The sequence below is a fragment of the Corallococcus sp. AB049A genome, assembly GCF_003668885.1.
Lineage (GTDB): Bacteria > Myxococcota > Myxococcia > Myxococcales > Myxococcaceae > Corallococcus > Corallococcus interemptor.
This window is the reverse complement of sequence record NZ_RAWL01000163.1, coordinates 1-17,655: the sequence shown is the minus strand read 5'-3', so window position 1 is coordinate 17,655 and position 17,655 is coordinate 1. Positions and strand designations below refer to the sequence as shown.

Sequence of the window (17,655 nt, the reverse complement as noted above, 5' to 3'; positions counted from 1 at the left end):
CCCCAATCCCCACCGACGTCGAAAGATTCAAGCTCCGGCGCTCCGGCAGCATGGGGATGGTCACCGGCGTCCCCGTCCCCCCCTCCATCACCTCCGGCAACAGCCCCGTCACCTCCGAGCCGAACACCAGGTGGTCCCCCGGCTCGAACCGGGCCGCGTACAGCGACGTCTCCGCCCTCGCGGAGAACAGCCACCGCCGGGCCTGGGGGTACTCCGCGACATAGGCGTCGTACGTCGGGTACAGCTTCAGGAACACCTTGTCCCAGTAGTCCAGCCCCGCCCGCTTCAGGTTGCGGTCGTCGATGGAGAACCCCAGGGGCTCCACCAGGATGAGCCGGCACCCCGTCACCGCGCACAGCCGGGCCACGTTGCCGGTGTTGGGCGGAATCTGGGGCGACACGAGGACCAGGTGCAGGGGGGACGCCAGGGGCTCAAGCATGGGATAGAACACCGGACATGCACTGGAGGGTGACCAACGAAACGCGGCAGCGGCTGCTCGCGGACCGCGCCGAACGGGCGGAGTCCTTCATCCAGCGCTTCCAGGGGCTCATGGGCCGCGCCTCGCTGCCCATGGGGGGCGGGATGCACATCGAGCCCTGCAACTCCATCCACACCTTCTTCATGCGCATCCCCATCGACGTCGCCTTCCTGGACGCGGAAGGGCGCATCGTCAAGCAACTGTCCGCCATGCCGCCCTGGCGCACGTCGTCCATCTACTTCAAGGCCCGCTCCGTCCTGGAGCTTCCGGCCGGGGTCCTTTCGGCCAGCGGCACCCAGGAGGGCGACCGCCTGGTCTTCACCCCGGGCGAAATCCCGGGGGCCTGACGAGAGGTTTTTGACCCCTTTTGGAGCGCTTTGTTAACGTCGCGCCGCGATTTTCACGCCTCACCCCGGAAGAGTCCCTTCGCATGCGCATCGAGGTCGCCGGCAGCACCCACGTCGGGATGAAGCGGAACCACAACGAGGACAACTACCTCGTGCTCACCGAGGAGAACCTCGTGTGCGTGGCGGACGGCATGGGAGGCCATTCGTCCGGGGAGATCGCCAGCCGCATCGCGGTGGATGAGCTGGGTGAGTTCTTCCGCCTCACGTCCAAGGACCAGGACGCCACCTGGCCCTTCAAGATGGACAAGCAGCGCAACTACGACGAGAACCGCCTGGCCACCGGCATCAAGCTGGCCAACGCGCGCATCTTCGAGCGCGCCACCACGGACTCCAAGTACAAGGGCATGGGCACCACCATCGTGTCCGTGCACTTCGCGGAGAACGGCGTCTACGTGGGCCACGTGGGCGACAGCCGCGTGTACTTCTTCCGCGGCGGCATCCTCCAGCAGGTGACGGAGGACCACTCGCTGCTCAACGACTACCTCAAGGCGAAGAAGCTCACGCCGGAGGAGATTGAAAACTTCCCCCACAAGAACGTCATCGTCCGGGCGCTGGGGATGAAGGAGCAGGTGCAGGTGGACGTCACCCGCGTGGATCCGCTGGAGAACGACGTCTTCCTGCTGTGCTCGGACGGCCTGAGCGGCATGATCTCCGACGCGCAGATGCAGGACATCCTGTCGCGCACGCCGGAGCTGGAGAAGGCGTGCGGCCAGCTCATCGACCTGGCCAACGCGGCCGGCGGCAACGACAACGTCACCTGCGTGCTGGCGCGCTGGCACGCCGCCTGAGTCAACCGTCCCATCCGGACGCGTGAGGGCCCGTGCTCCCCAAAGGAGCGCGGGCCTTCGTCTTGAGGAGCCCCCATGTCCTGGAACCTGCTGACCGGCCTGCTGCTGATGGCGGCCCCGCCTGACTTCTCCGCCCCGCTGACCGCCGCCGGAGAGAAGACCTCCGCCTCCACCGCGACGCTCACCTCCGACGGACAGCAGCTGGTGCTGGACGTGGACGTGGTGGACACGACGCCGTCGGCCGCGACGGACGACGTGCACTCGGATCACGTGGAGGTGTGGTTCGGGCTGGAGGCGCCCGACGCGCTGATGCCCTCCCGCGTCGTCACCACGTCTCCCGAGGGGAAGCTCTTCACGGTGAGCGGCAAGGACGACCCGAAAGCGCTCGAAGCCCTCATCCAGGTCGAGTTCCCGGCGGACGAGTTCTGTCGGAGGGACAAGCAGGCCGTGCGCGAGCAGCTGGGCACGGCGCCCAAGCGGACGCGGGTGCTGCTGGGGCTCGCGCACCTGGGCCTCTTTCCGGACGGCCGGCCCCCCGTGCTCTACGACGTGGAGCGCTACCCGGGCCTGTTCCCGGCCCTGGGCGAAGGCGACGTGCGCTACGAAGCGCTGCGGACGGCCACGGGCTACCACGTGCGCGCGGTGCTCCAGCCCGGGGCGCTGCTGTTCGTCCCGAAGGACGGCGTGCGCACGTTGCGCGTCCGGGTGGACGCCATCGACGCGGGCGACGCGGGCACGAAGGAGACGCTGCGCTCCACGCACCCGGCCCCGAAGTGGGGCGACGCGCAGACGCTGCGGACCGTGAAGCTCGCGAAGCCGCTCACGCCGAAGCTGGTGGAGGGCCTTCCGGAGCTGGGGCGCCCCCTGGCCAGGGCGCCCGGCGCGAAGCAGGCGTTTGATGCGCTGCCGCCCTACTTCCTGCGCACGGGCAAGACGTGGAGCGGTGTGCGGGTGCTCCGCAAGTCCCCCACGAGTTCCGAGGTGCGAGTCTGCTCCGAGACGCTCGATGACGTCACCGGATACAGCCCCCAGGCCAGTGTCTTCGGTCCGCCCACCCCGTTCGTGGGCGGGGACACCGCGAGCATTCCAATGACGGCCCCGGGCGCTCCAACGACGCTGTACCTCTCCCGGGCGCCGGGCGACCTGCGCGCCGTGCTGTCCAGCAAGGTGGTGGAGGCGTTCCGCTTCAAGGACGGCACGCCGGGACTCGTGGAGCGGAGCGATGACCCCATGTATGGCCGCTACACGGACGGGCCCTGCGGCGGCGCGACCACCGTCACGGTGCAGCTCGTGCGCATGGAGAAGCAGGGGCCGAAGCGGACCGTCCTGCTGACCTGGGACGACTGCGGCAGCCCCATCCTGGATGGAGCCGGGCACGTCGTGGCGCAGTACCCGGAGAGCGCCGACGAGGACACCACTCCGAAGATCACCTGGGCCACGCCGGGCCAGAAGCTGCGTATAACGTTCGGCTCCCTCCTCACGCTCGAAGCCACCTGGAAACCCGATGGCTCCGGCGTGAAGGTCCTCAGCGTCCGGTGAGCGGCGCGGGCACCCGGTGCGGGCCCCACGCGAGCACCTCGGTGAGCGCCTCACCGGCGGACACCTGCGTCTCCTCGAACACGGCGCAGCGCTCCAGCCGCGCGCCCTGCCCCACCCGCGCTCCCGGGCCCACGGACACATTCGGCCCCACGGTAACGCCCGCGTCCACGACAGCGCCCGCGCCGACATACGCGGGCCCGCGCACGGTGCCCGCGACGCGGGCCTCCGGGTGCACCCACGCCCCGTCCGCCGAGGCCTTCAGCCCGTGCAGCGGCGAGTCCTTGCCCAGCGCCTGCAACGGCACGCGCCCTTCCAGCACGTCCCGCACCGTGGCCAGGTAGCGCGACGGCATGCCCAGGTCGGACCAGTACGCGTCCACCGCGTGCCCGCGCACCTGGAGCCCCGCCTGCATCACCCGCACGTAGACCTCGCGGTTGATGTCCTCGGGGCCTTCCGCCGTCATGAAGTCGAACACGCTGGGGGACATCACGTGCACGCCGGTGAAGTGCCACGGCGTCAGGCCCTCACCGCCCGGGCCATGGCCCGCGATGCGGCGCACCTGCCCGCCCGCGTCCGACTCCACCGCCGCGTACTTCTCCCCTTCCGGCATGGGCAACAGCACCATCGTCGCCACCGCGCCGGACTCCCGGTGCGCCGCGACCACGGGCCTCAGATCCACCGGGAAGAGGATGTCCCCGTTGAACACGAGGAAGTCCTCGCCGGAGAGGAAGTCGCGCAGGCCGCGGATGCCGCCGCCCGTGCCCTGGATGACGGGCTCGTGCACCACGTGCAGCGGCAGCCCCGCGCGCTCGCACTCCGCGCGGGCCACCGCCGCCATCGTGTCCGGCAGGTGGTGCGTGTTGATGCCCACCGCAGTCACCCCGGCGGCCTTCAGCACCGCCAGGTGGTAGCGCAAGAGCGGCTGGCCGAGGAACGGCATCGCCGGCTTGGGCCAGCGCTCCGTGAGCGGGCGCAGGCGCGTGCCCAGGCCCGCGCAGAGGACCATCGCTTTCATGGTTTCAGGCCGCCAGTTCGGGCACGTACTTCGCAATCAGCTTCTGCAGCCCCGCCAGCTCCGGCCGGCGCGCGAACGCGGCCTTCACGTAGCGCAGCGACGCGGGGATGGAGACGAGGAAGCCCGGGTTGCCCTTCACGCGGTTGATGAACTCGAAGCGGCCCGCGTCCTTCAGCTTGCGCTGGATGGTGAGCAGGTCGAAGAACGCCTTGAACTCCCTGGCGTCGATCTTCTCCCCGCTCTCCTTCTCGAACGTGGCGATGTAGCGGTCCAGCATCGTGTCCACGAAGTCGCGGTCCAGCTCCACGTAGCTGTCGCGCAGGAGCGCCACCAGGTCGTACTGGCGAGGGCCCTGGAGCGCGTCCTGGAAGTCGATGACGACGAGCTCGCCCTCCTTCACCATGATGTTGCGGCTCTGGTAGTCGCGGTGCGTGAAGCCTCGCGGCGCGGCGGCGAGCGTCTTCGCGATGTCGCGGAACGTGGCGTCCAGCTGGGCGCGCTCCTCGGCCGTGGGCTGCTTGCCGCTCCAGGCCTCCAGGCCCCACTCGCGGAAGTGGTGCAGCTCCCAGTCGTACAGGTCTTCATCGAAGGCGCGCGTGAAGGCCAGGCACTCCGGGTCGCGCTGCTTCTCCGCCTGGACGCGCAGCTTCGCCAGCAGGTCCACCGCGCGCGTGTAGAGCGCCTGGTTGTGGCGGCCGCCCTCCAGCGCGGACTCGAAGGTGATGTCGCTCAGGTCCTCCAGCACCATCATGCCCGCGGGCTCGTCGTAGCGGAGGATGCGCGGCACGCGCACGCCCAGCTTCTCCAGGTAGCGGTGCACGTTGATGAAGGGCAGCTCCTTCGGGGGCTCGCCCTTGGTGGCCTCCTCGCTCTTCTTCGTCGCGTCCGGCGGCATCACCATCAGCACCCAGCTCTCCGGGGCGCTGCCGACGCGGTAGTAGGAGCGGTTGCTCGCGTCGCCCTTCAACTTCTTGATGGGGGCATCGGGGACGGGACGGCCAATGGCCTGTCCCACCTGGTCGCGAAGGGCGGCCTCAAGTTCCATGGGGGGCGGGTACTCCGGCGGGGGAAGGAAACGGCGCCCGCGAGTATCGGAGGCACGGCGCGGCGGGTCAAAGCCCGCGTGGGCCACATGCCCGGCGGACGCCTGCCCTGTCGCCTACGCGACGAGGAACCCCCCAGGAGAAACCCCCACCCGGTCGCGGCATCCTGCGTCAGGAAGGGCCGAGCCTTCGGGCATGTTCCCCCTGACGGGGCGGAGCACATATAAGGCCCCGACCCCCACATCTTTTCGGGAAGCCACGCACGATGGACATCCAACAGAACATCCTCACCGCCATTGGCCACACGCCGCTGGTGAAGCTCAACAAGCTCGTCGGTCCGAACGACGCCACCGTGCTCGTGAAGTGCGAGTTCATGAACCCCGGCGCGTCCATCAAGGACCGCATGGCGCTCTACATCATTGAAAAGGCCGAGCGGGAGGGGAAGCTCAAGCCCGGCGGCACCATCGTGGAGAACACGTCCGGCAACACCGGCATGGGCGTGGCGCTGGCCGCGGCGGTGAAGGGCTACAAGTGCATCTTCACCATGCCGGACAAGATGTCCCTGGAGAAGATCAACCGCCTGAAGGCCATGGGCGCCCAGGTCGTCGTCACGCCGACGAACGTCCCCGCGGAAGACCCGCGCAGCTACTACGAGACGTCCAAGCGGCTGGCCAAGGAGACGCCGGGCGCGTTCATGCTGAACCAGTACCACAACCCGGACAACATCGAGGCGCACTACCACACGACGGGTCCGGAGATCTTCCAGCAGACCGAAGGCAAGTTCGACTACTTCGTGTCCGGCCTGGGCACCGGCGGCACCATGAGCGGCGCCGGCAAGTACCTCAAGGAGAAGATCCCCGGCCTGAAGAACATCGGCGTGGATCCGGAGGGCTCCGTCTACGAGGGCTACTTCAAGACGGGCAAGCTCACCGAGCCGCACGTCTACAAGGTCGAGGGCATTGGCGAGGACATGCTCTGCGGCGCCATGGACTTCAAGGTCGTGGACGACGTGCGCCAGGTGGATGACCGCATGTGCTTCAACGCCGCGCGCCGGCTGGCGCGTGAGGAGGGCATCTTCGCGGGTGGCTCCTCCGGCGCGGCCGTGCACGTGGCGGTGCAGCTGGCGAAGGAAGTCGGCAAGGGCAAGACCATCGTGGTCGTCCTGCCGGACTCCGGCAGCAGCTACATCAGCAAGTTCCACTCCGACGAGTGGATGCGCGACAACGGCTTCATGCAGGAGAAGGGCGCCGGCACCGTGCGCGACATCATTGGCGCCAAGCCCCGCGACCTGAAGACGGCCAAGCGCGGTGACCGCGTGGACCGCGTGGTGGAGACCATGCGCAGCCACGGCATCAGCCAGATGCCGGTGGTGTCCGACGACGGGCGCGCCGTGGGCATGGTGCACGAGTACGACCTGCTCAACGCCCTGGTCGCCAACAAGGTGAAGTTCCAGGACGCCATCGACCCCATCGTCGCCCCGCTCCAGGGCGCCGTGTCCGCCGAGGCCAGCATCGACCGGCTGCGTGAAATCTTCGCGCGCGACAACGTGGCCGTGGTGAAGGACGGCGAGACGGTGGTCGCCATCGTCACGAAGATCGACCTCATCGACTACCTGCACCGCACCGCCGCCTGAGGCCGCGAGCACAGGAGCCCAGAAACACCGCGGGCCCGGAAGGAGGAGGACATCCTCCCTTCGGGCCCGTCGTGTTTGCTGAAGGGCTGCGTGTGCTTTTCAGAGTCCCGGCGGATCCGGCTTCGTCAGGTCCAGGGCCACCATGTGGTAGCCGGGGCCCACGTGCATGAAGCCGAAGCGCTCCGCGCGGTTCTTGATGGCGTCCAGCTGCGAGTAGCCCAGGAGCAGCTTGAAGCCCTGCCGCCGGGCCTCGTCGCGAACCGCGGCGACGATGGCGTTGACGGCCTCGTTGCGGTCCTCCTTGGTCAGCCCGGGCGCGGCGATGATGCCTTCAATCAACGCCACCGAGCTGTCCGTGCGGTACAGGAAACCCGCCGCCTTGTCCGGCACCACGAAGCCGTACTCCGGCAGGGCGTCCGGCGTCATCGTCTCATCCCACGGCTTGCGCCACAGGTTGAGCAGTTCGTGGTGGACCTTGGGGTCGAAGCGGACGGGCTTCATGGACTAGGAGAGGAACGTGGACATCTTCTGGGCCGCGAGCTCCGTCGCGTTGTTCATGCCCAGGTTGGTGAGCGGGTTGCTCTTGGTGGCCTTGAACAGGTCGCCGACGATGTCGGTGACCTTGCTCTTGCCCTTCGCCAGGTTCAGCGCGCCGGACAGCAGGCTGTTGCCGCCCGCGCCGTCCATCAGGCCGGAGTTGGCGAAGGCCCCCAGTGCGTTCTTGAACACGCCGCCGCCCGGAATCAGGTCGGTGGCCGCGCCCAGCAGCGACTGGATGGGGTTCTTGCCCTGCATCAGGCCGCTGGCGAAGCCCATCGCCGCGCCCAGGAGCGGGTTCACCATCGTCACGAACGGCTTGACGATGTCCATCACCTTGCCGAGAGCCTTGCCGATGCCACCCATGGTCTGATCCTTTTCGTGGAGGGCCGCGCGGGCCCTCGAAGTGTGACTGTCAGTGGGATTCTCGGAAGGACGCCGGAGAAGTTTCCGGTTCCGGGATTATCCGGCCCCACCACTGAAAAGCCCCGGGATTCCAGGGGCTTGGAGAGGCGGCTCAGCCCCGGATGGGGCCCTTTTTCGCCTCCGCCGGGTCCACGGCGGCGCCGGGCTTGGGGGCCACGGGCTGGCCGGGCTTGCTGGCGGTGCCCAGCGCGGCGCTGTAGCGCTGCTCGTGGCTCTTGTCGCTGCTGAAGCCGTCGCGCTGCTGGGCGGGGCTGATGACGATCTCCCCGTCGATGATCTTCTGCAGGTGGGTGCCGATCTCCTCCACCGTGGCGATCTTCGGGTCGCGCGCCTTCAGCTCCTCGTCCGGGATGATCTCCAGCTGGGGCGGCTTGTCCGGATGGATGGCGTAATCGAGGATCTTCTCCACGTACTGCGCGACGGGGATCTTCAGCATCTCCGCCTGCTGCTTCACGTCTTCATCCGCGAGCAGCTCCGCGCGCACCACTTCCACGGGACGCTTCAGCCGGCTGGGCGCCGGAGGAGGAACGACCTCGTTGTTGTTGGACATGGGCTTCTCCTTTGGGCGTATTGCTAACCCAGGTCAGCCCTGGAACTCAAAGTGTGGGTCGTTTCGCTACGGTGCGGGGCGGCGGGCGAAGAGGGCGTTGGCCACCTCCGTCATCACCACCTCGCCGTGCTGGTTCACGACCTCCAGGCGCAGCTTGAGCGCGCCGCGGTCCGGCTTGCTCGTGGAGGGCTTCGCCTCCAGCGTCTCGATGCGGATCCTCAGCGAGTCCCCCGGGCGCACCGGCTTCTTCCAGCGCAGCTCGTCCAGGCCCGGTGAGCCCATGCCGGCGGCCTGGCCCAAGAGGCCCTCCACCATGAGCTTGTGGCAGATGGCGGCGGTGTGCCAGCCGCTGGCGATGATGCCGCCGTAGATGCTCTTGCCGGCGGCGTCCTCGTCGATGTGGAAGGGCTGGGGGTCGAACTGGCGCGCGAACGCGACAATCTCCTCGCGTGTCACCACGTACGGTCCCCGCTCCATGATTTCGCCGACGGGGAAGTCCTCGAAGTAGCGCATGGTGTCCCTTCCGTTGTGATGCCGGGCCCGCCGGCGGTGCATACCGCCCTTCCCTACCCTCCGGCGGGCCTCGCGGCTACTGCGGAAGCGGCTCCTCGGGGTCGGCCACGGACTCCGGCGTGTCCGCGGGCGGCACGGGGCCTCGCAGCACCGGCTCCGCGCGGTCGTCCGTGGGGCCCGGCGGCGTGTCCCCGGGCTCGTCCGCCTCCAGGGCGCTGGCCTGGACGCGGGTGGCGGACTTCTTCAGCGTCTTCGTGAGCGTCAGCGTGTCGCGCACGGTGTTGCTGGAGGTGATGAGCCGCGCGGTGAGCGTGCCGCCGTCCACCGTCACGTCCAGGAAGCCATAGGCCTGGTTGTCGCGCAGCGCGGTCCACGCGGGCTGGCTGGAGGGAAAGGGCCGCAGCGTGGCGCCGCCGCTGCCCACCACGAGGTACGGGATGCCGCGCTGGGTGCTGGAGGCCACGTTGTCGCCGTACATGGGCTTGCTGCGCTCGTAGTCGTGGTCATGCCCGGTGAGCACCAGGTCCACGCCGTACTTCTCGAACAGCGGGCCGAACTGCCGGCGCATGGTGAGCTGCGAGCCGTGCTCGCCGCTGGACCACGACGGGTGATGGAAGAAGGCCACCACCCACGGGCGCGTGTTCGCGGCCAGGTCCGACTCCGCCCACGCCTTCTGCGCCGCCAGCGTGCACCGGTCCGAGGACGCCAGGCCCACCGCGCAGTTGGAGTCCAGCGAGAGGAAGTGCACCGGGCCCCAGTCGAACGAGTAGTAGCGCTCCGTGCCCGCCGGGTTGTTGGCCGGCAGGTACATGTTGTCCAGGTAGGGTTGCGCCTGGTTCGTCACGTACTCGTGGTTGCCGGGCGTGGCGAACATGGGGACTTCGCGCAGCAGGCCGGCCATGGGCGCGAAGAGGTGCGCCTGGAACTCGGCGTCCGTGCCATTCGGGTAGGCGTTGTCGCCCAGGGCCAGCAGCAGCTCGGAGCGCCACTGCGGCGTGTTCATCACCGCCATCACCTTCGCCTGCGCGCTGCCGCCAGTGCCGAAGTCGCCCATCGCGGTGAAGCGCGCCTTCGTGGCGGCGGACGTCGTGGACGTCTGGAAGCTGCGCAGGCCCGTCTTGCTGCCGCAGGCCTCCACCACGTAGCCGTAGGTGCGGCCCGCGGACAGGCCTTCCAGCTTCACCGCGTGGCGCGTGCCGGACACGCCCGCGCTGACGGAGGACGTGAGGCTGGTGCCCTCGCCGTAGCGCACCGTGGGGGTGCAGGCGCTGGCGGTGCGGAAGGCCACGATGGCGGAGTTCTGCTTCACGCTCTGCAGGTACGGCAGGCGCGGCAGCGCGGCGCCGGAGTCGGAGGTCGACGGCGGCGCACTGGCCGCGCACGCCCGGGCCTCCGCGATGGAGTTCCAGTCGTTCACCGTGTTGCCGTTGACGGTGATGCGCACGTAGCGCGCGCTGCGCGAGGAGAACGCCACCGTCTGCGCGGACGTGTTGAGCGCGCTGTCGCCCGCGTACGCCTGCGTGAAGGTGCTGCCGTCCGTGGACGTGGAGACGGCGAAGTGGTTCTGGCGCTCGTTGCCCCGGTGCCACGCGATGGTGGTGCCCGTGAGCGGCTGCGCCGAGCCCAGGTCCATCTGCAGCCAGACGCCCGTGCCCTGCGCGCTCCAGCGCGTGCCCAGGTCGTTGTCCTGCGTGTTGGCGGGAACGTTGCCGTCGTCACCACTGGCCGTCACCGACCTGGTGACGAGCTGATTGCAGTTGGACGCGGACAGCGACTCCGGCAGCGCGGCCGGAGGGAAGTCGGAATCGGTGGGAACGGGCGGAGACTCGCAGCCAGTCGCGAGCCACGCGCCCAGGAGGCAGGTGGGGCCAAGCAGTCGGTTACGCATCGCGCCGGAAACGTTGTGTACCAACCAACATTCCCCCTGCCCCGGAGGGCAGGCCTGGCAGGCAGGAGCGCGAGCGAGCGGCCGGGGACTACTTCACGCGGTCGAGCGCGTTCGCGAGGTCGTCGATGAGGTCCTGCGCGTCCTCGATGCCGACGGACAGGCGGATGAAGCCGTCCGCGATGCCCAGCTTCTCCCGCGTCTCCCGGGGGATGGAGGCGTGGGTCATGATGGCCGGGTGCTCGATGAGGGACTCGACGCCGCCCAGGGACTCGGCGCAGGCGAAGACCTTCACCGTCTTGAGGAAGGTGCGCGCCGCCTCCAGGCCGCCGTGGATGTCGAACGTCAGCATGCCGCCGAAGCCGGTCATCTGCTGCCTGGCGAGCGCGTGCTGCGGGTGCGTCTCCAGGCCCGGGTAGGTGACCTTCTTCACCTGCTTGTGCGTGGACAGGTACTGGGCCACCTTCATCGCGTTCTGCGCGTGGCGGTCCATGCGCACGTGCAGCGTCTTCACGCCGCGCAGCACGAGGAAGCTGTCGAAGGCGCCGGACACGCCGCCCACCGCGTTCTGCAGGAAGTACATCCGCTCCGCGATGTCGTCACGGCTGGTGCAGACGAAGCCGCCCACCACGTCGCTGTGGCCGTTGAGGTACTTCGTCGTGGAGTGCGCCACGACGTCGAAGCCCAGCGACAGCGGCTTCTGGAAGTACGGCGTCATGAACGTGTTGTCCGCGACGGACAGGATGCCGCGCTTCTTGGCGACCTCGGCGATGCGCGCCAGGTCGATGAGCTTGAGCATCGGGTTCGTGGGGGTCTCCACCCAGACCATCTTCGTCTTGGGGGTGATGGCCGCCTCGAAGTTCTCCGGCTTGGAGAGGTCCACGAAGGAGAAGTTCAGGCCGGAGCGCTTGAACACCTTGTCGAAGATGCGGAAGGTGCCGCCGTACACGTCGTCGGAGACGATGACGTGGTCACCGGCCTCCAGCATGTGCATCAGCATGTCCGTGCCGGCGAGGCCGGACGCGAACGCGGCGCCGTACTTCGCGCCCTCCAGCGCGGCCAGGCAGTCCTGCAGCGCCTTGCGCGTGGGGTTCTGCGTGCGGCTGTACTCGTAGCCCTTGTGCTCCCCCGGCCCGTCCTGGACGTAGGTGGAGGTCAGGTACACGGGCGTCATGATGGCGCCGGTGGTGGGATCCGGCTCCTGGCCGGCGTGGATGGCGAGCGTGTCGAAGCGCATGGCTTCGCGAACTAACACAGTCCCACCGGCCGTGCAGCGCTCCCGGGGTCTTCAGTCGAACTGGCCGTGCCGCCCCGCCCCCTTCGCGAACCGCGTCGCCCCGGGGATGGACTCCGAGTGGAGCACCTTCACTCCCCCCTGGAACTCCTGGCGCATCGCGTCTTCAAAGGCCAGGTCGCCCTGGGCGTAGGCGGAGGCCCGGTCCGCCTTCATGCAGGCCTGGGGGAAGGCGGCGATTTGAGCGGCCAGCGCCTCCGCCGCGGCCCGGGCCCCGCCCTTCGACGCCACGCGGTTGACCAGGCCCATGCCCAGCGCCTCGTCAGCCGACACGGGGCGTCCGGTGAGGATGAGGTCCAAAGCGCGCGACAGGCCAATCAGCCGGGGCAGGCGCACGGTGCCCCCGTCGATGAGGGGCACGCCCCAGCGGCGGCAGAAGACGCCCAGCACCGCGTCCTCCTCCACCACGCGCAGGTCGCACCACAGGGCCAGCTCCAGGCCGCCCGCCACCGCGTGGCCGCTGATGGCCGCGACCACCGGCTTCGACAGCCGCATGCGCGAGGGCCCATGGGCCCGTCCCCTTCCGGCTCCAGGCGCAACAGGCGTCCTTCCGACACGGCCTTCAGGTCCGCGCCCGCGCAGAACGTGCCGTCGTCGCCGTAGAGCACGCCCACCTTCGCGTCGGGGTCCGCGTCGAAGGCGCGAAAGGCGTCCGCCAACTCCCGGGCCGTGCCGGCGTCCACCGCGTTGCGGACCTCCGGCCGGTGGAGGATGACGGTGGTGACGGGGCCGTTCTTCTCGACGCGCACGCTCATGGGCGGCGGTTTTCCCCCGCCCCCGGGGCGGCCTGCAATATGAGGGGAGCCATGTCGGACGAAGGCAAACAGGAGACGCAGGGCGCGGGTGGCATGTTCGAGAACCGCCTGCGCAAGAACGCGAAGCGCCTGCGCAAGTGGGCCCGCGCGCAGGGGCTCACCGCCTTCCGCGTCTACGACCGGGACATCCCCGAGTACCCCTACGCCGTGGACCTCTACGGCGACCACGCCCACGTCGTGGAGTTCCCCCGCCGCAAGGCCCACGCGAAGGGCTCCACGGAGAGCGCCGAGCGTGACGAGGTCCTGGCCGCCGTCACCGCCGTGCTGGGCGTGCCCAACGAGCGCATCTCCGTGAAGACGCACACGCCCCAGCCCTGGGGCCGCTCGCAGTACCAGCGCGTGGGCCAGGGCAGTGAGCGGCTGGTGGTGGAGGAGCAGGGCCTCAAGTTCTGGGTGAACCTGGGCGACTACCTGGACACCGGCCTCTTCATGGACCACCGCAACACCCGCGCGCGCGTGCGGAGCGAGGCCCAGGGGAAGCACTTCCTCAACCTCTTCGCGTACACCGGCGCGTTCACCGTGTACGCGGCGGCCGGCGGCGCGGCGAGCAGCGTGAGCGTGGACCTGTCCAACACGTACCTGGACTGGGCCGAGGACAACCTGGTGCTCAACGGCCTGGCGGACCCTCGCCACGTGCTCATCCGCGCGGACGCGAAGGCGTGGCTGGAGGACCAGGCGAAGCACGGCGATGAGCGCTACGACCTCATCGTCTGCGACCCGCCATCGTTCTCCACGTCGAAGAAGATGTCGGGGACCTTCGACGTGCAGCGCGACCACGTGCGGATGCTGGAACACCTCCGGGCGCTCATGGCCCCCGGAGGCGTCCTCTACTTCTCCACCAACTTCCTGGGCTTCGAACTGAAGGACTCCGCGACCCGGGACATGGAGAAGGTGGAGGAACTCACCCCCCGCTCCATCCCCGAGGACTTCCACCGCAAGGAGATCCACCGCTGCTGGCGCATGGTGGCCCCCTCGCGGTGAGCCCTAGCCGCTGACGGCTACAGCCAGCAGACGTTGTCCTGGCAGCGCTCGCCGGAGGGGCACTCGCAGTTGGCCTGGCAGGCCTTGCCGGAGCCGTGGTTCACCGGCTTGCACTGGCCGCTGGTACAGGCCTGGCCGGCCGGGCACTCGCAGTTGGCGCGGCACACGGTGCCGGACGTCCCCGCGTCGTACGACGGCTGCGCCGGGGGCAGCTTGCACTTGCCGCTGGTGCAGACCTCACCGGACGGGCACTCGCAGTTCACCGTGCAGGAGATGTTGCTGCCAGAGCCCGCGTCCGGCACGGGCTGCTTGCAGTAGCCGCCGTTGCACACCTGGCCGGAGGGGCAGTCGCAGTTCGCCTGGCACGCCTGGCCCGGGTCCGGCTGCGGCGACTTGCACTGGCCGCTGTTGCAGACCTGGCCGGCCGGGCACTCGCAGTTGGCCTGGCACTGGCCGCCGGAGGGGATGGGCAGGCAGTAGCCCACCTCGCACTTGGTGTCCGCCGAGCACTCCGTCGTGGAGGAGCAGGGCGCGCGGCACTGGCCGTTCACGCAGTCGCGGCCGGAGGGGCACTGGGCCTCCGTGGTGCACGCGTTCGGGTCCGTCGGCTGCTTCTCGCACAGGCCCTGGATGCACCGGCCGCCCGGGCCGCACTTGTCGTCATCGTCGCACTGCTGACGGCACTGGCCGTTGATGCAGAAGTGGTCCGTGCCGCAGTCAGTGTTGACCCGGCAGACCGGGCCAGAGCCGCCGTCCGTGCCCGCGTCGGGCTTGGTGCCGCCGTCCGTGCCCGCGTCCGGCTTCGTGCCGGCGTCAGGCTTCGTGCCCGCGTCCGGCCTGGTGCCGCCGTCGGTGGTGCCGGTGCCGGAAGAGGTGCAGAAGTTGTCCTTGCAGCGGCCGCCCGCGCCACATTCCGAGTCGCGGTAGCACGACTGGGCGCACCAGCCGTTGATGCACATCTGCGTGCCGGGACACTCGCTGGAGTAGACGCAGCCCTGGGAGTCGGAGCTCAGGTCCCAGCAGCTGCCGGAGCGACAGTACTGGTTGGAACCACAGTCGGACGTGGTGGAGCAGCCGTAGCTGGTGTCGTAGTCGTCGTCGGGCCAGTAGCCGCCGCCGTTCGTCTCGAGGATGCAACCCGACAGCAGGCCTAACAACGCAAGAAACGGCACGAATAACGCGCCACGAAGCGTGGTGTTCCTCATGAGTGGGGGCTCCAAACGAATGGGATGGGGGTCCAGCCGGCCGCTGGGGGGGTCTCATCCGATTTCGAGAGCCTTCGACGCAAGACGGGTCCGTATTGATCAAATAATTTTGATCTTTTTTTGTTCGTCCGGAGACCCAGGGGCACGGAGGCTGTGTGCTCGTCTGGACCACCGATACAGACTGGAGGGCGTTCCTGGAGGGGGGCGTCCCGCGTCGTCCCCAAGGAGAGGCCCTGGTGTTCAGCCGAGGAGCGCGCACGTGGGCGACCGCCGTCACGCCGGAGTCCGGCGTGGACGGAGCGGGCGTGCACGGGGCGGTCTCCGCGGAGGAGGCCCACCTGCGGCTCCTGGTCCAGCGGGTCCAGCAGGGAGACCTGACCGCCTTCGAGCAGCTCTACGAGGCCACGAAGCTGGACGCGGCGCGCACGCTGCGCCACCTGGTGGGAAACCGCGTGGAGGTGGATGACCTCCTCCAGGAGACGTACCTGCGGCTGCTCACGGCGGTGAAGGGCTTCCGGGGGGAGTCGCGCTTCAAGACGTTCCTCTACCGGGTGTGCGCCAATGTGGCGCTCAGCCATCTGAGGTGGAAGCGGCGCCGGCCGGAGGACCCCTTCGCGGAGCCGCCGGAGGTGGTGGCGACCGGGGAGGACCCGGAGCGCGCCGCGGAGCGACGTCAGGCGGCCCGGCTGGTGGAGGCGGCGCTGGAGAAGCTCACGGCCAAGAAGCGCATCGTCTTCGTCTACGCCGAGCTGTGCGGCATGAGCGCGGACGAGATTGCCCTGGCCGTGGGAAGCTCTCCCAACACCGTGCGCAGCCGCCTGCACCACGCGAGATTGGAGTTCACCGAAGCCATGCAGCGTCTGGTCGTCGCCCGGCCGGTGGGAGGTTCCCATGGCCGGCCATGAGACCGAGTCCCTGTGGGCGCTGGCCTCGGGGGAGCTGGATGCCTCCGGCAAGGCGCGCGTGGAGGCGCACCTGGCGGAGTGCCCCGCGTGCGCGGCGGAGTGGAAGCGCGTGGTGGAGGCCCGGGCGCTGCTGCACACGGCGCGCTCGGTGGAGCCCCAGGTGCGGTGGGAGGCGACGGGAGCGAAGCTGAAGGCCGCGGCGGCGAAGCGGATGGCGGTGCCCGAGCGGCGCTTCGCGTCGCCCTGGGCGCTGACGTTCGCGGCCGCCTGCGCCATCGCGCTGGTGGTGTGGCTGGGCGGGGCGCGCTGGAGGAGCGGCGCGACGCAGGCGCCGGAGTCCGCCGTCGCGTCGGCCCCGGTCTCGCCATCGAAGCGGGACGCGGTCCGGCCGCCCCCCGTGACAGAGAAGCAGGAGCGGGTCGCGACCCGGGCTGAATCGACGGCCACCACGGAGGCGGAGCGCGCCAGTGGCGCGGTGCTGCGAGAGGCCACGGGCCAGGAACACGCGCTGGCGGCCGGGATGCGGCTGCGCTCGGGCATGGCGGTGCGGACACCTCCGAAGGCGTCGGCCGTGCTGCGGCTTCCGGATGAGAGCCGGGTGCGTCTGTCCGCGGGCTCCGACGTGGTGTTGGCCCGCGCGGAGCCGGACGCAGTGCACCTGACCGTGCAGCAGGGACGGCTTTCCGTGAGCGCGTCCCATGCGAAGCGCGAGGCGTTCCTCGTGGAGTCCGCGGGCCTGCGGGTCTCCGTGGTGGGGACGGTCTTCTCGGTGGAGCGCACGGCGGCCGGTGCCTCGGTGGCGGTGCTCGAAGGGCGCGTGCGCGTGGACGCGGACGGTCAGCCTCCGCGCTTCGTGGACGCGGGCCAGCACGTGGAGCTCACCGGCACGGGTGAAGCGATGACGCCGCGCGCGCTCTCCTCGGGAGACCGTCAGGCGTTCCGGGACCTGCGCGCCGCCGAGCCTGGCGCCGTGGTCGCGAGCGTCGTGCCCGCGAAGAAGAGCCCGTCCGTCGTCACGAGCCCCACGCCTCCCGTGGAGCACAACGCCGAGCCGCCCGCGCAGGCAGTCGCCCAGGCGACGCCCGAGGCCCCGGCTCCGGAAGCGCCTCCACACGCGGCCAACACGGAGATTCCCCGGGCCGTGGCCGCGGTGCCCCGGGAGTCCACTCCGCCCGACGAGTTCGTGCCGTTCCCCGGCGCACCGGCGGGCTCGCTCGCGTCCTCCGCGCCGACGCCGGGCGCCGTGCAGGCTCCCTCCCAGGCGCCGGTGCCGCCCGCCGAGCCGCGCAAGCGCAAGACGCTGGGCGGGCTCGTTCCGGGAGGCCTGCTGTCGGACGACTCCGATGAGCGCTTCCTCGGCTACGCCAAGGTCCAGACGGCCGGCAACACGTGCGGGCAGTTCCTCGTGGGACTGGGGGAGATCGCCGCCGCCAGCCCGCTCGCGGGCCACCGCGAACAGGCCCGCATCCTGCGCGGCCGCTGCTTCAACCGGCAGCACCAGCCCGCGGACGCGGAGGACGAGTTCCGCCAGTACCTGCGCGAGTTCCCCAACGGCCGCTACGCCACCGAGGCCCGCATCGCCCTGGGCATGTCCGCCGAGCCCGAGCCCGGCGCCGCCCCGAGGCCCCCCGCGCCCATGCC

General features: G+C 69.8%; 17 protein-coding genes and 1 pseudogene. 7 read left to right on the top strand and 11 right to left on the bottom strand.

Annotated features, from left to right (window positions below):
* The coding region (locus tag D7X55_RS18880) for a tRNA (cytidine(34)-2'-O)-methyltransferase (protein WP_147470143.1) at positions 1-439 on the bottom strand (439 nt) is incomplete at its 3' end.
* A 17-nt stretch (positions 440-456) separates the two neighbouring features.
* On the opposite strand from D7X55_RS18880, the gene D7X55_RS18875 reads away from it, so the two are divergent.
* The 3 genes from D7X55_RS18875 (at position 457) to D7X55_RS18865 (ending at position 3,212) form a co-directional block, all read left to right on the top strand.
* Positions 457-825, top strand: coding sequence for a DUF192 domain-containing protein (locus tag D7X55_RS18875; protein WP_120551742.1), 369 nt, complete (start codon positions 457-459; stop codon positions 823-825).
* Between the two features lie 83 nt (positions 826-908).
* Positions 909-1,673, top strand: coding sequence for a Stp1/IreP family PP2C-type Ser/Thr phosphatase (locus tag D7X55_RS18870; protein WP_120551741.1), 765 nt, complete (start codon positions 909-911; stop codon positions 1,671-1,673).
* Positions 1,674-1,748: 75 nt separating this feature from the next.
* Entirely contained in the window at positions 1,749-3,212 is a 1,464-nt protein-coding gene (locus tag D7X55_RS18865; protein ID WP_121723798.1) for a hypothetical protein, read from the top strand.
* On the opposite strand, the gene D7X55_RS18860 is transcribed toward D7X55_RS18865, so the two are convergent.
* Entirely contained in the window at positions 3,199-4,227 is a 1,029-nt protein-coding gene (locus D7X55_RS18860; protein ID WP_121723797.1) for an NDP-sugar synthase, read from the bottom strand. The genes D7X55_RS18865 and D7X55_RS18860 overlap by 14 nt on opposite strands.
* Positions 4,228-4,231: 4 nt before the next feature.
* Positions 4,232-5,272: an aminoglycoside phosphotransferase family protein gene (locus tag D7X55_RS18855; protein ID WP_121723796.1), complete on the bottom strand. Its 1,041-nt coding sequence runs from the start codon at positions 5,270-5,272 to the stop codon at positions 4,232-4,234.
* A gap of 263 nt (positions 5,273-5,535) precedes the next feature.
* Between D7X55_RS18855 and D7X55_RS18850 the strand changes: the two genes are divergently transcribed.
* Positions 5,536-6,903, top strand: a complete 1,368-nt coding sequence (locus tag D7X55_RS18850) for a pyridoxal-phosphate dependent enzyme (protein WP_120551737.1) — start codon at positions 5,536-5,538, stop codon at positions 6,901-6,903.
* Positions 6,904-7,002: 99 nt separating this feature from the next.
* Here the strand turns inward: D7X55_RS18850 and D7X55_RS18845 are convergent, their stop codons facing one another.
* The 7 genes and pseudogenes from D7X55_RS18845 to D7X55_RS18815 form a co-directional block, all read right to left on the bottom strand.
* A complete protein-coding gene (locus tag D7X55_RS18845) occupies positions 7,003-7,404 on the bottom strand; it encodes a hypothetical protein (RefSeq protein ID WP_120551736.1) in 402 nt (133 codons plus the stop codon).
* A gap of 3 nt (positions 7,405-7,407) precedes the next feature.
* Positions 7,408-7,806: a hypothetical protein gene (locus D7X55_RS18840; RefSeq protein WP_120551735.1), complete on the bottom strand. Its 399-nt coding sequence runs from the start codon at positions 7,804-7,806 to the stop codon at positions 7,408-7,410.
* A 151-nt stretch (positions 7,807-7,957) separates the two neighbouring features.
* Positions 7,958-8,416, bottom strand: a complete 459-nt coding sequence (locus D7X55_RS18835) for a hypothetical protein (RefSeq protein WP_120551734.1) — start codon at positions 8,414-8,416, stop codon at positions 7,958-7,960.
* Between the two features lie 66 nt (positions 8,417-8,482).
* Positions 8,483-8,929 (bottom strand): MaoC family dehydratase, encoded by a 447-nt coding sequence (locus tag D7X55_RS18830; RefSeq protein WP_120551733.1) that lies wholly within the window; start codon positions 8,927-8,929, stop codon positions 8,483-8,485.
* 76 nt (positions 8,930-9,005) lie between these two features.
* On the bottom strand, positions 9,006-10,817 hold the full coding sequence (locus D7X55_RS18825) for a discoidin domain-containing protein (RefSeq protein ID WP_121723795.1): 1,812 nt from the start codon (positions 10,815-10,817) through the stop codon (positions 9,006-9,008).
* 88 nt (positions 10,818-10,905) lie between these two features.
* Complete coding sequence (locus D7X55_RS18820; RefSeq protein WP_121723794.1) at positions 10,906-12,051, bottom strand: cystathionine gamma-synthase; 1,146 nt, start codon at positions 12,049-12,051, stop codon at positions 10,906-10,908.
* Positions 12,052-12,102: 51 nt separating this feature from the next.
* Positions 12,103-12,863, bottom strand: a pseudogene (locus tag D7X55_RS18815) (crotonase/enoyl-CoA hydratase family protein).
* Positions 12,864-12,914: 51 nt separating this feature from the next.
* Here D7X55_RS18815 and D7X55_RS18810 point away from each other — a divergent pair.
* A complete protein-coding gene (locus D7X55_RS18810) occupies positions 12,915-13,904 on the top strand; it encodes a class I SAM-dependent methyltransferase (RefSeq protein WP_121723793.1) in 990 nt (329 codons plus the stop codon).
* A gap of 17 nt (positions 13,905-13,921) precedes the next feature.
* Here D7X55_RS18810 and D7X55_RS18805 read toward each other — a convergent pair whose 3' ends face one another.
* On the bottom strand, positions 13,922-15,109 hold the full coding sequence (locus D7X55_RS18805; RefSeq protein WP_121723792.1) for a hypothetical protein: 1,188 nt from the start codon (positions 15,107-15,109) through the stop codon (positions 13,922-13,924).
* 236 nt (positions 15,110-15,345) lie between these two features.
* Here D7X55_RS18805 and D7X55_RS18800 point away from each other — a divergent pair, with 236 nt between their 5' ends.
* Both D7X55_RS18800 and D7X55_RS18795 read left to right on the top strand, forming a co-directional pair.
* The gene (locus D7X55_RS18800; protein ID WP_121723791.1) at positions 15,346-16,014 is read left to right on the top strand and encodes an RNA polymerase sigma factor; all 669 of its coding nucleotides are present in this window, start codon (positions 15,346-15,348) and stop codon (positions 16,012-16,014) included.
* Positions 16,001-17,655: FecR domain-containing protein (locus D7X55_RS18795; protein ID WP_121723790.1), on the top strand; the 1,655-nt coding region annotated here is incomplete at its 3' end. The genes D7X55_RS18800 and D7X55_RS18795, both read left to right, overlap by 14 nt.

Excerpts from the sequence above, each read along its gene's own strand:
- D7X55_RS18845 (WP_120551736.1), bottom strand. The coding sequence starts at position 7,404 with ATGAAGCCCGTCCGCTTCGACCCCAAGGTCCACCACGAACTGCTCAAC.
- D7X55_RS18835 (WP_120551734.1), bottom strand. The coding sequence starts at position 8,416 with ATGTCCAACAACAACGAGGTCGTTCCTCCTCCGGCGCCCAGCCGGCTG.
- D7X55_RS18870 (WP_120551741.1), top strand. The coding sequence starts at position 909 with ATGCGCATCGAGGTCGCCGGCAGCACCCACGTCGGGATGAAGCGGAAC.
- D7X55_RS18805 (WP_121723792.1), bottom strand. The coding sequence starts at position 15,109 with ATGAGGAACACCACGCTTCGTGGCGCGTTATTCGTGCCGTTTCTTGCG.
- D7X55_RS18865 (WP_121723798.1), top strand. The coding sequence starts at position 1,749 with ATGTCCTGGAACCTGCTGACCGGCCTGCTGCTGATGGCGGCCCCGCCT.
- D7X55_RS18810 (WP_121723793.1), top strand. The coding sequence starts at position 12,915 with ATGTCGGACGAAGGCAAACAGGAGACGCAGGGCGCGGGTGGCATGTTC.
- D7X55_RS18850 (WP_120551737.1), top strand. The coding sequence starts at position 5,536 with ATGGACATCCAACAGAACATCCTCACCGCCATTGGCCACACGCCGCTG.
- D7X55_RS18820 (WP_121723794.1), bottom strand. The coding sequence starts at position 12,051 with ATGCGCTTCGACACGCTCGCCATCCACGCCGGCCAGGAGCCGGATCCC.
- D7X55_RS18825 (WP_121723795.1), bottom strand. The coding sequence starts at position 10,817 with ATGCGTAACCGACTGCTTGGCCCCACCTGCCTCCTGGGCGCGTGGCTC.
- D7X55_RS18855 (WP_121723796.1), bottom strand. The coding sequence starts at position 5,272 with ATGGAACTTGAGGCCGCCCTTCGCGACCAGGTGGGACAGGCCATTGGC.
- D7X55_RS18875 (WP_120551742.1), top strand. The coding sequence starts at position 457 with ATGCACTGGAGGGTGACCAACGAAACGCGGCAGCGGCTGCTCGCGGAC.
- D7X55_RS18840 (WP_120551735.1), bottom strand. The coding sequence starts at position 7,806 with ATGGGTGGCATCGGCAAGGCTCTCGGCAAGGTGATGGACATCGTCAAG.
- D7X55_RS18830 (WP_120551733.1), bottom strand. The coding sequence starts at position 8,929 with ATGCGCTACTTCGAGGACTTCCCCGTCGGCGAAATCATGGAGCGGGGA.
- D7X55_RS18860 (WP_121723797.1), bottom strand. The coding sequence starts at position 4,227 with ATGAAAGCGATGGTCCTCTGCGCGGGCCTGGGCACGCGCCTGCGCCCG.